This is a genomic window from Ginsengibacter sp. (assembly GCF_057362405.1).
In genome coordinates this window covers 1-11,259 of sequence record NZ_JBMQQG010000254.1, presented here as the reverse complement: position 1 = coordinate 11,259, position 11,259 = coordinate 1, and the positions used below count along the sequence as shown (strand labels likewise).

Annotated in this window: 7 protein-coding genes; 3 read left to right on the top strand and 4 right to left on the bottom strand. The window is 38.3% G+C overall.

Annotated elements, in window-relative coordinates:
• The 4 genes from ACO1O5_RS21525 to ACO1O5_RS21510 all read right to left on the bottom strand — a co-directional run.
• Positions 1 to 683 (bottom strand): PAS domain-containing protein (locus ACO1O5_RS21525; RefSeq protein ID WP_486273961.1); only part of this gene is annotated, 683 nt, incomplete at its 3' end.
• Positions 684 to 843: 160 nt separating this feature from the next.
• Complete coding sequence (locus ACO1O5_RS21520) at positions 844 to 5,046, bottom strand: hybrid sensor histidine kinase/response regulator (RefSeq protein WP_486273959.1); 4,203 nt, start codon at positions 5,044 to 5,046, stop codon at positions 844 to 846.
• 120 nt (positions 5,047 to 5,166) lie between these two features.
• Complete coding sequence (locus tag ACO1O5_RS21515) at positions 5,167 to 7,443, bottom strand: response regulator (protein WP_486273957.1); 2,277 nt, start codon at positions 7,441 to 7,443, stop codon at positions 5,167 to 5,169.
• 5 nt (positions 7,444 to 7,448) lie between these two features.
• The gene (locus ACO1O5_RS21510; protein WP_486273955.1) at positions 7,449 to 8,048 is read right to left on the bottom strand and encodes a DUF6436 domain-containing protein; all 600 of its coding nucleotides are present in this window, start codon (positions 8,046 to 8,048) and stop codon (positions 7,449 to 7,451) included.
• Positions 8,049 to 8,450: 402 nt separating this feature from the next.
• Here ACO1O5_RS21510 and ACO1O5_RS21505 point away from each other — a divergent pair, with 402 nt between their 5' ends.
• The 3 genes from ACO1O5_RS21505 to ACO1O5_RS21495 all read left to right on the top strand — a co-directional run.
• Positions 8,451 to 9,074 carry a hypothetical protein gene (locus ACO1O5_RS21505; RefSeq protein ID WP_486273953.1) on the top strand — a complete coding sequence of 208 codons (624 nt, stop codon included), beginning with the start codon at positions 8,451 to 8,453 and terminating at the stop codon, positions 9,072 to 9,074.
• Between the two features lie 7 nt (positions 9,075 to 9,081).
• Positions 9,082 to 9,678 carry a hypothetical protein gene (locus tag ACO1O5_RS21500; RefSeq protein ID WP_486273951.1) on the top strand — a complete coding sequence of 199 codons (597 nt, stop codon included), beginning with the start codon at positions 9,082 to 9,084 and terminating at the stop codon, positions 9,676 to 9,678.
• A 57-nt stretch (positions 9,679 to 9,735) separates the two neighbouring features.
• Positions 9,736 to 11,259: response regulator (locus ACO1O5_RS21495; protein WP_486273949.1), on the top strand; the 1,524-nt coding region annotated here is incomplete at its 3' end.

Genomic DNA, 11,259 nt, shown 5'->3' with positions numbered 1-11,259 from the left:
TTTTGCACCAGTTCAACTTCATACTTTCTTAATATTGCTTCCATTTCTTTTCTCTCAGTAATATCCTTTACTAAACATTGGAATCCTGTGGTAACATCATTTTCAGAAACTAGAATAGCAGATTGCTCCACCCATTTTATTTCACCGTCTTTTGTTTGGATACGAAATTCGTTTACGGTTTCGTCTAATTTATTTTTAACCTGGTTTTTGTAAATCACTTTAACTTCTTCGAGGCAGTCTTCGGCTATCAATTTAGTAAAGTGCATCCCCATTAATTCAGCAAGTGAATAACCGGTCAAATGGAATGCTTTACTGCTTGCAAACGTAATACAGCCGTCTATCGAGGTTGTATACATGACAACGCCGGCATTCTCTATCAGGTTCTTGTAAATTAGCTGATTGGCGGAAAGTTCGTTTTCGGCATTGATAGATGCTATAGAAGCTTCCCGGCAGATTTTATCTGCAGCTCCTAACAATTTGGAAATATGCCCCATTATTAATGAAAACGTGGCAATCACCATGATGATTCCTAAAACAGTTCCCGTTTCCTGGTTGTACAATTTTAAGCGCATGCCTGCAATTGCAATTGCCCCGGCTATTATAGAAATGATGATGCCCAGGAAAAAAAACTTTCGGATTACCGCAAAGTTGTCGTTGCTTTTGCGGAGTTTATTATCTTTCATATACCGGCGTTTTAAAATAGAGTTTGCAGGAGAATGTCTCGTCATAATAGCTATACTTATGAGAGCTTGAGTTTCGCGGGTTAATGCTTTCCATGGGTAAAAGGGATTTAGGGGTTTTCATTATAATCGTGGATTAGCTTTGATGATACTCGCCGTTATTTTAATTTAAGGTTTGTTTTTTAGTTAAGAACCATTTTTCCAATGAATGGGTTATGTCTTCTAATTTTACAGGCTTTGAAAGATAGTCGTCCATACCCGCCCGTAAGCATTTTTCCTGGTCGCCTTCCATAGTATTCGCCGTTAAGGCAATAATCACCGGCTGAACGTCAAAATTTTTCCGGATGAAGTCAGTTGCTTGTATGCCGTCCATCTCGGGCATTTGCATATCCATTAAAATAATGTCGTATTGTTTTTGCCGGGCCATTTCCACGGCCACGGCCCCGTTTTGAGCAAGGCATGGTGTATAGCCCAATTTATTAAGAATGTAGGCAATTACTTTTTGATTAACCTCGTTATCTTCGGCTACCAGAATTTCAAGTGGGTGTTTTTGAGAAAAATTGCCTGGTAATTTTACCGGTTCATGAATCACTGGCACTGCTTCACTATCTTGAGGTTGCAGTGCCTGCAGAACATGTTTATTTAAGATATGCTGCCGAACCGGTTTGTTTAGTACGGAAGCGAATAAATGGGACTCGTTTTTCGTATAGTCTTCACCGATAGAACTGAGAAGAATTACCGGGATTGACGGGTATAGCCTCTTAACATTTTTCGCCAGTTCAAGTCCATTCATGTAAGGCATCTCCATGTCGGTCAGTACGAGTGCGATATCTCTTTCTTTGGCTAAAAGTTTTAATCCATGACCGGCAGAGCCAGCCAACACCGGCAAGAGTTTCCAAAGCTGCAACTGGCTTTTTAAAATAGCCAGGTTGGTGATATTATCATCAATAACCAGTATTTTTTTATTCTGAAATTCGCTCATATTATACTGCGTATATGTTTTCAGAATTTTAGTGCCTGCTCTCGTTTTCAGCGTGAATGAAAATGTAGAGCCTTTGTGCACTTCACTTTCTACATTAAAACTTCCATGCATTAAATGAACCAGCTTTTCTGAAATGGCGAGACCAAGGCCAGTTCCGCCATATTTACGGGTGGTTGATGAATCAACTTGAGAAAATGGTTTAAATAGCCGGTCTAATTTTGCCTGGGGAATACCCATGCCGGTATCTCTTACATCAAATTTCAATGTTATATCGTCCGGAGTGTCTGATGGCAATAAATGCACACCAACAAATACTTCGCCCTTCTCTGTAAATTTTAGCGCATTATTTATCAAATTTGTTAATACCTGCCTTAATCTTAAATCATCTCCCACAATTTGAAGAGGAACATTATTATCAATTTTATAGATGAGATCAAGGCCCTGCACGGCTGCTTTGGGCCCGAAAATGTCCAATACATCCTCTATGCATACACGCAAATTGAAATCTTCCTTTTCCAGCCCGAGGTTACCCGATTCGATTTTTGAGAAATCTAAGATATCATTTATCACATTCAACAAACTTTCGCCACAAGTCGTAATAGTTTTGGTGTAATCCAATTGTTGCTCGGTAAGTTCTGTTTCGGCCAATAGCGAGGCCATACCAATAACTCCGTTCATGGGGGTCCTGATCTCGTGACTCATCGTTGCCAGGAAGATACTTTTTGCCTGGTTAGCCTGTTCAGCATTGCGCCGTGCCTTTTCGGCTTCAACCCGGGCATTCTTTTCTTCACGGGTTAAAAGCAAAAGCTGTTCAGTGCGTTCCTGCACCTGGTTTTCCAGCGCCTTTTTCTGAATTTTTATGGTTCGTATACGTACCTGGTATAGTGCAATACCAACACCTAAAATGATGATTGCGGCCAGGGATTTAAACCACCATGTTAACCAAAATGGCGGGGTAATAATTAACTGCACACTTAATAAATTAGACGACCATTCTCCCGAATTATTAAGTCCTTTTACTTTGAATATATAGGTGCCGGGATCGAGGTTGGTATAGCTTGCTGAATTTTTATCGCTCGACTCATTCCATTTTTTATCGAAACCTTCCAGCATGTATTTATAACGCTTCTTTGCTTTATCCGTATAGTTTAAAGACGCGAATTCGAATTCAATAACTGAATTATTATAGGGTAGGGTAATTGATTTGGTGAGTACAATATTCTGTTTCAGCGGAGTGGTTACTGAATCGTTTGCAACAGCCACTTCCTTGTTGGCAATACTAAAGCCGGTTAAAACTAACGGTGGATCATATACGCTTGTTTTGATGCTATCGGGATGAAACATATTGAAACCGTTATTACCGCCAAAATAAAATTCCCCCTTATTGCCCCTGCAAAATGCCTGCTCTTTAAATTCATTTCCCTGCAAACCATCCACTACACCAAAATTTTTAAAGATCTTTTTTCCGGGATTGAAACAGGATATTCCCCGGTTGGTGCTTATCCATAAATTGTCCTTATCATCGCTTAATATTCCAAAAATATCATTGCCCGGTAAACCATCTTCAATTGTATAATTTTTTATAGCATTTGTTTTTGGGTTTAATTCCGAAAGTCCGGAAGCCGTTGCAATCCATATCATGTGTTGCCTGTCTTCATAAACATGACCTACACTATTGCCGGCGATGGTATTTTTATTTTGATCGTCGTGCAAGTAATGAGTAAAAGTGGATGTTTTCTTGTCGAATAAATTCAATCCTCCACCGTCGGTACCAATATATAGGTGTCCCTGGTGATCGTCAAAAACTGAATAAATCTTATCGCTGCTGATACCATTTTTATCTCCTTCGACATAACGATATTTTGTAAAAGAATGCGTCATTGGATTATAATGATTTAATCCTCCGCCATAAGTGCCGATCCACATCGTGTTATCAGTATCGCTTATTATATTCCACGCATTGTTGCTGCTTAGGCTATTGGGGTCTGCCGGATTATTTTTAAAATGTTGATAGCTGTTTTTTTGCTTGTTATAAACGGTAATGCCATCTCCCCAGGTTCCAATCCATAAATTACGCCGGCTATCTTCACAAACATTTAAAACATAATTTCCGCAGATTGAATTCGGATTAGCAGGATCATGGTTATAGTGGCTGAAGCTTCCGCCTGATGGATCGAATAAATTCAATCCACCGCCATCGGTACCTATCCAGATGTTTTTTTCGGAGTCTTCGTAAATGCAAAGCGTCTTATTATCACTTAGGCTATTCTTTAATGAAGAATGTTTATAGTGGGCAAATTGTTTATCGCGGTTTACAATGCTGATGCCACCTGAAAAAGTGCCCAGCCACATGTTGCCTTTATTGTCTTTGCAAATTGAATAAATCGAATTGTTGCTTAGGCTGCTATTATCTATTTCATCATGTACATACGTCTTGAATTCACCCGAGGCCGCATTCAAAATGGATAGCCCACCGTTTTCAGTTCCCACCCAGATGTTCCCCTCGGCATCTTCATTGATGGTACGAATTTCATTACGGGAAAGGCTTTCTGATATTTTAATATCTTTTTTATGATGCAGAAAAGTTCCATTTCTTACGTCGAATAAATCTAACCCACCACCGTTAGTCCCTATCCATAGCCGGTGTTGATTGTCTTCAAAAATCCTATATACGTCATTGAATGCAAGTGATGTGGGCACGGCATCATTATGTTCATACCTGGCAAAAGATTTGGTAGCAGGATCGAACAAGTTAAGGCCGCCATGCGTAGTTCCAATCCATAAATTTTTTTCTTTATCCTTGTAAACATCTCTTATAAAATTATCACTAATGGAGCCTCTGTTATTTATATTAGATTTATAATGAATAAAGGTTCCGGTCTTTTTATCCAGCATATCTAAACCCGCAGACTCTGTACCTATCCATAGATTTCCATTTTCATCTTCCTGCAAGGCCGTAATAAAGTTGCCTGCAATACTTTTTGAATTTTTGACATCGTTTTTATAAGAATCGAAAGTTCCTTTTTCAAGATTATAATGATTTAAGCCTCCGCCCCATGTTGCAATCCACAGATCGCCATTGCGGCTTTCTATCATATCTACAATATGGTTATTACTAATGGTAGACTTGTCTGCCGGATCATTTCTATAAATGTCGAACTTATAGCCGTCATACCTGTTGAGGCCGTCCCGCGTACCAAACCACATAAATCCATTGCTATCCTGAAGGATGCACGTAACGTTACTTTGAGAAAGTCCGGCGTCAGTACCTATATGGTCAAATTCCAGCTGTTTCACTTGAGCAGAACCCGCAGATGGACAAAGAAGAAATAGCAACATCAAAACATGACACGCACCGATAATGGTTGATTTCAGCGACTGCATAAATTGAAAACAGCTCCGAAGGTTTTTACGTGCTTCAATGCATCTAACACGTGATGTGCAGGATAGTTTTGCGAAAGAGGCAAGGTGCGGGTAGGTTTTAGGGGTTAGATTCATTAATTTTTATTGTATAAAGCCGGTTTCGGGTTTAATCATTTTATGTAAAGTCAGGGTTTCCATTTTTGTAAGAGACCATTTCTCAAGTTTGAAGCTTACATCTTCTAACTTCACCGGCTTGGGAATATAATCATTCATACCGGCCTTAAAACATTCTTCCTGGTCGCTTTCCATTGCATTTGCGGTAAGTGCTATAATTACAGGCTGGTGTTCTAAATGCTGCCTGATATACTTTGTTGCCTCCAGTCCATCCATTTCAGGCATCTGCATATCCATTAAAATAATATCGTATTTTTTTTGGTTAGCTTTTTTAACTGCTACAGAACCATTTTCCGCTATACAAGGGTCGTAGCCTAATTTGTTAAGAATATAAATAATTACCTTTTGATTAACCAGGTTATCTTCAGCCACTAATATCTCGAGGTGATGTTTTTGTGAAAATTTTTCGGGCAATTTTTCTTTCATAATTTTTTCATGCTGCACAGTATTAACCTGCGGTTGAAGCGCATTGAGTATATGCCTGCTTAAGATATGCTGGCGAACAGGTTTATTTAATATTGAGGTAAACAGCCCTGAATCTTTTTGCGTGTAGTCGTCACCGATAGAGCTTATAAGAATGATGGGAAGAGAAGGATATAGCCTCCTTATATTTTGAGCAAACCCAATGCCATCCATATAAGGCATCTGCATATCTGTTAATACGAGATCAATAGTTCTGTCGCCGGCTAATAATTTTAATCCATAACCGGCAGATTCCGCCAATACCGGAACCAGCTTCCATGACTCTAACTGGCTTTTTAAAATGGCGAGATTGGTAAGGTTATCATCTACAACCAGAATTTTCTTATTCTGAAGTTCAGTCATATTGTGTTGCTCATATAATTTCAGAATCTTTGTTCCTGCTTTGGTTTTTATTGTAAATGAAAATGTGGAGCCTTTATCAACTTCGCTTTCTACGTTAAAAGTTCCTCGCATTAATGAAACAAGTTTTTCGGAGATGGCCAGGCCGAGACCGGTTCCCCCATATTTTCGCGTAGTGGAGGAATCTACCTGTGAGAAGGCTTTGAAAAGACGATCTAATTTTGACTTTGGAATACCCATACCGGTATCTTTCACTTCGAATTGCAAGGTGAGTTCTCCTGCTTCACCTGTGTCTAACAAATGAACACCTACAAACACTTCACCTTTCTCTGTAAATTTTAATGCATTATTGATTAAATTAGTTAACACCTGCCTTAATCTTAAATCATCTCCCACTATTTGAAGGGGAACATTATTATCAATCTTATAAATAAGATCAAGACCCTGGGCTGCAGCCCTGGTACCAAAAATATCCAACACATCCTCAATGCATACACGAAGATTAAAATCTTCCGATTCCAGGTCCATATTACCTGATTCGATTTTGGAAAAATCCAAAATATCATTAATAACATTCAATAGACTTTCACCACAGGTTGTAATAGTATTTGTATAATCCAATTGTTGTTCAGAAAGATTTGTTTCAGCTAGCAGCGATGCCATTCCAATAACTCCGTTCATAGGTGTGCGAATTTCATGGCTCATCGTTGCAAGGAAAATACTCTTTGCCTGGTTGGCTAATTCTGCATCCTGCCTTGCTTTTTCCGCTTTCACATAGGCTTCCTCAAGAGCTTCTGCATTTTGTCGTCTTTCAATGCTCATGAATGCTTCCTGTTGCAACACGCCCATTTGCATGGATTGAGTAATATGTAATTCGCTGTACTTTTTTAATTGATAGGCCCATAATCCGCAAACAAAAAATATTGCCGCCGCAAGAGTAACATGTATAATAAGTGTTTGCAGGTCGAAATCGATCTGGCTGAAATAAACTTTATCAATGCCAATATGCAGGAGATAAGCAAGAGTGGTATGATGAATCACGACAACTATCATAATAGGTATCTGCAGTTTCCAGTTTTGATAGGTGATCAACACGGCGCTGCCTATAAAGGCAAAAAAATGCATCTCAAACATGCCGTGCATCTGGTAAATATATTGCGCCGTAAAAATGGCCAATATCACACTTAAAACATATTGATATAAGTCTGATTTTGGAAGAGCAATTTTGGCCGAATAATAGGCCGTCAAAGATAATGCGCCAACTCCCACAGCTATTGACCAGGTATCGTAAAACATGGCAAATATCAGCCCTGCTATAAACAGGCAAATAAGAAAGTAGTTGATAAATTTATCTGACCTTTTTTTATTACTGAGGCGGAAGGTTTCGGTAGTCAATTCTGTGTTAAGTATCGTAGCTATCATCTGTTCTATCTTGTGCAATTAGGTAGCGTGCATCCATAAGCTCTTAATGCATATTGGTTAAAAAATACGGGTCGATTGTTTAAAAGACTGTCTATCGCCTGCTGTGCATAATTACTTCTGCCGTCAGTACAATAGCGGGCCTTATTATAATTTCCCCTATAAAATAATTTTTCATCTCTGTTAATAATTACTGCCTGGGGTGTAGAATATACGCCGCATGCTGCCGCAATAGATGAGTCAAAATAGACGGGTATCTCCAGGTCAAATTTGTTTTGTATTTCTTCGGCTGTGAAATTTTTATGACTTATAACTACAATGGCAAAAGTTACTTCCTTGCCATACTTCTTTACAAGCGTTTTAAAGTGAGCCATATTAAATCGTGAACACGGACAATCAGGATTAAAGAAGTGCAGGAAGAGTGGGGTGTTGTTTTTTAATTGAGCTATTTGCGGGATAACTATTTTATCTCCGCAGTTAACCATCTTATAATTTTTAGGAACGGGCGTAGGTAAACTATACACAAACTCATTGTGCCAAAATAAGTAAGCGATACTGCTAAATATTATTGTGAGCCATATTACAACGATGCTCTTTTTCAGTTTCATATGTGTAAGTATCATTTATGAACGACATTTAAAAACATTAATTGCTGTTAATGAATACACCATTATAAAACGATAAAACATTAGAAGATTTTCTACAATAAACACTTATACTTTTTCCAAAGCTCACCCGTTTATCATTGTGCGTGAGTTGTAGAATTTAATATTAATTTCTATGCTTAAATTTTCTAGCCTGTAGTATTGCGGATTAGTTTAATGATAGAGCCTTACTAATAAAATAGTTCCTGGGGATAGCTCTCATTTCCATTTTCGGCAAACTTATTTTGGTTGCAAAATTTAATGGCAATTATTCAATCATATCATAAGTAAAGCTCTCGCCGTAATAAAAAATTGATAAGTCTAACAGCATTTCTAACCTTAAAAATATTTTATTAAAAACTCATCATGTCCTTAGCGATTAAGCAACCGGGAGATGTATTGCAGGCGGTGATAAATTTTTTTACTTTAAAAAAAACATCAGCTGCGGCTACTGCATTAACCGATAAGATAAATATCTTCTTAACTATTGACCAGGCAACTATTCATGAGCATTTTAATGTGAATGACCCCGCTCCTTTATATAAACGTCAGCTTAGTCACCAGTTTAACCAATACCTGATGACGTCAATTGAATCCTCTAAAAGATATTCCGTTTTTTACTACCGCATAACCTGCAAAAAAGATAGTGATAAGCAATATGCCGAAGCGTTTATCTATGCAATAAAAAGGCATTTTTCTGCAAAAAAAATGCATTGCATTGAAGTGTTTGAAAAATTTAAAAGAAGGAGCTACATGTTATTATTGGTGAGTTTAGTGGTAGTAATGATATGCCACGGTCTTGTGCCTATGGTACTATCGGATGAACAAGGATTTTCTTCGGCTCTTCGCAATGGGTTGGATATTTTCAGTTGGGTAATTCTTTGGCAGCCAATCGACAAATTGGTATTTCAATGGAACCCGCATCTGAAGGAAATTTCTATCATGCACCGGCTCGCCAATGCGGAAGTAATTATAAACGAAAATGTATAAATGTTTTATGATATTATCTTTTGCGATGTTAAATAATGTTGGTCAATCCCAGGTTCATGGGGGGGTGCAACAACTTTATTATACAGGCAGCGGGGCTTCTTCCGTCGTTCCAAAAATATATTATCAAAGCAGGAAGAACTGGTATGGTGAGCTGAGGTATAATTATGAAACATCGCAGACAGTATCAATGAACGCAGGTAAAACGTTTTCAAAAAAGAATGCAATTTCTTATTCGTTTACTCCGGTTGTCGGCATTGTTTTGGGCAAACTCAATGGCATTAATACGGGACTTAACATAGATATGGATTACAAAAAATTATTCTATTCATCTGAAATTGAATACACCTTTTCATTTGATAGAAATCCCGGGAATCTGTTTTTAACATGGTCGGAATTGGGCTACCAATTTTCTAAAAAAATGTATTCGGGTATCGCGCTGCAGATATTAAAACTTGCCCGGCAAAAAAATGTTTGGGAACCCGGAATCATGGCAGGATTGGTGCATGACAACTGGACATTCCCGGTGTATATGTTTAGTCCTTTCAGCAATGGCAGGAATTATGTTTTGGGAATAAACTGGCAATGGAATTATAAGAATTCGTAAATGCAATATATTATCAATAAATGGTATCGCTTTTTTTAAAGATCAACTAAATTTAATATGTGGTTTATTACAGGAACAATTGTTTTGCTTGTTATTGTGGCACTCAGGATTATCCAGGTAAGCATATCCGGAGTCAAAATGCGAAACCAGGAACTGTTGTCAGAAGTTGCGAAACTCAATAACCAGTTAGATCTTTTATCAGAAAAGGAATCAAAAGCCATTCGTGAAGCAGATATTGCTTATAAAGCTAAAAGCAAACTCTTATCATTGATGAGCCATGAAATACGCACGCCAATGAACGGGGTAATTGGTATGGCTACTTTACTATCAGCAACTGAACTTACGGCGGAACAAAATGAATACGCCACCAACATCCTGGATTGCAGCAAAATGTTATTGACGAATATTAATGAAATCCTGGTCAGCGATATGTTGGATTTTTCAAAAATTGATGCTGAAAGCGCCGAATTAGATAAAAAGAATTTTGATGTAAGAAATTGTATAGAAGAAGTACTGGATATGTTCGGCGGACGTGCAGCAGAAAGCGGTTCAGAGCTCAACTATCAGATTGATCCCGGGGTTCCGTTGCAAATAATTGGAGACTACAAAAGGCTTCAGCAAATTTTAATTAACCTTGTCGAAAATGCCGTTAAGTATACCCAAAATGGTGAAGTCTTTATTAAAGTCACCTTAATTTCTGAAGCCGAAGGGGGTATGGTAAATCTTGGTTTTAAGGTAGAGGATAACGGCGGCGGCATGCCTGATGAAAAGATAAAGCAACTTTTTAATCCGGCGCTACCCGTCGACTTTTCAACCAAAACAAAGGAGATAGGAAAGGGATTTGGATTACTGATATGCAAAAGACTTATTGAGCGGATGGGCGGGAAAATTTCAGTTGAGAGTGCTGTCAATAAAGGTTCCGTTTTCGGCTTCAATATCATTACTCAACCGTCGCCACAGGTTACGACAGATTTTGCCAATAACAGTATGATGATGGGCTTTGAGGGTAGGCAGGTACTGGTTGTAGACGACAATATTAATAGCAGCAAAATTTTGAATTACCGGATGGAGCAGTGGAAATTGTTGCCTGTGATTGCAAATTCCGGAAAACAGGCTTTGGAGATTTTATCGCAGGTTTCCGTTGACCTCGTGATCGTCGATTTATTGATGCCTGAAATGGATGGAATACAACTCTGTCAAAAAATACGATCATTATACCCCAAGACACCCGTAATATTATTGAACCAGGTCCACGACGAACGATATAAAGAGCATGCGGGTATTTTTAATGCAGTTCTTGACAAACCGGTGCGTTATCAAAAGCTTTTTGACACGATACTCAGTGAATTCCGCCACAATGGTGAAACTGCTGGAAACAAGGTTACCTTAAACCACGTCTCCGAAAATTTTTCAAAGCAATATCCTTTGCGCATTCTGGTGGCCGAGGATAATCCCGTTAATCAAAAATGGATCAAAAAAATTCTAAATAAGATAGGGTACGAATGCGAAATCGTAGAAAATGGAAAAGTTGTTTTAGAGAGGGTAAGTCACGATAATTTTGACCTGATATTAATGGACGTA

Bases quoted from the DNA above. Each gene is read 5' to 3' on its own strand.
- ACO1O5_RS21500 (WP_486273951.1), top strand. From the start codon at position 9,082: ATGATATTATCTTTTGCGATGTTAAATAATGTTGGTCAATCCCAGGTT.
- ACO1O5_RS21520 (WP_486273959.1), bottom strand. From the start codon at position 5,046: ATGCAGTCGCTGAAATCAACCATTATCGGTGCGTGTCATGTTTTGATG.
- ACO1O5_RS21505 (WP_486273953.1), top strand. From the start codon at position 8,451: ATGTCCTTAGCGATTAAGCAACCGGGAGATGTATTGCAGGCGGTGATA.
- ACO1O5_RS21515 (WP_486273957.1), bottom strand. From the start codon at position 7,443: ATGATAGCTACGATACTTAACACAGAATTGACTACCGAAACCTTCCGC.
- ACO1O5_RS21510 (WP_486273955.1), bottom strand. From the start codon at position 8,048: ATGAAACTGAAAAAGAGCATCGTTGTAATATGGCTCACAATAATATTT.